The organism is Klebsiella sp. TF21-TM (assembly GCF_019753495.1).
GTDB lineage: Bacteria > Pseudomonadota > Gammaproteobacteria > Enterobacterales > Enterobacteriaceae > Klebsiella > Klebsiella quasipneumoniae.
The window spans coordinates 1-305 of record NZ_JAIJYL010000135.1 but is presented as its reverse complement, the minus strand read 5'-3'; the positions used below and the strand labels follow the sequence as shown (position 1 = coordinate 305).

1 protein-coding gene is annotated in these 305 nt (G+C 56.4%); it reads right to left on the bottom strand.

Translation table 11 applies throughout. From position 1 onward, the window contains the following. A partial coding sequence (locus K5R89_RS27260) for a transposase (RefSeq protein ID WP_221853884.1) occupies window positions 1-305 on the bottom strand: 305 nt, incomplete at both ends.

The window sequence follows — 305 nt, the reverse complement described above, 5'->3', positions numbered from 1 at the left end:
CAGTAACCCGCACCTTTTCGGGGTGGGATAAGCGCGCTGATTTTCTTACGCCGCAGTTCATCGTGACAGAGCCGGGTATCGTAAGCGCCATCGGCGGCGGCTGACCTGATTTTCCGGTGGGTTTGCCGGATTAACACGGGGAAGGCCTCTGAGTCCGTCACATTGTTCAGCGACAGGTCTGCGCAGATGATTTCATGTGTGTTGCTGTCAACGGCGAGATGCAGCTTACGCCAGATACGACGGCGCTCTTTGCCGTGCTTTCTGACTTTCCATTCGCCTTCACCAAAGACCTTCAGCCCGGTGGA